1 tRNA gene is annotated in these 382 nt (G+C 53.1%); it reads right to left on the reverse strand.

The features are described 5' to 3' along the window. Positions 1 to 191: 191 nt before the first annotated feature. A tRNA-Asp gene (locus tag Xbed_RS19195) sits at positions 192 to 268 on the reverse strand. Between the last annotated feature and the right edge of the window lie 114 nt (positions 269 to 382).

Raw genomic sequence — 382 nt, forward strand, 5'->3', positions numbered from 1 at the left:
GGTTACGGCGCATGGTTCAGTCTCCAAAGGAAAGATAAATTAGCCGTAGCGTGCACGCGCCTGATGGCAGGGACAAGGTGAGTTCACCGGACGCTTACAGAAGAGCCATTGAGGACAATTAACAATCAAATCAGGTTATTGCAAATAAGAAAAACCCTGAGATTTCTCTCAGGGTTTTTCTTGAAATAAGGTGGCGGTGCGGACGGGACTCGAACCCGCGACCCCCGGCGTGACAGGCCGGTATTCTAACCAACTGAACTACCGCACCACCGAATTTCTTTTCCCCCGCTGCCTTTTGGGCCGGCAACCGGGCTTAATTTCATGTCTGGCAGTTCCCTACTCTCACATGGGGAGACCCCACACTACCATCGGCGCTACGGCG

Origin of the sequence: Xenorhabdus beddingii (assembly GCF_002127545.1) — a bacterium.
GTDB classification, from domain to species: Bacteria; Pseudomonadota; Gammaproteobacteria; order Enterobacterales; family Enterobacteriaceae; genus Xenorhabdus; species Xenorhabdus beddingii.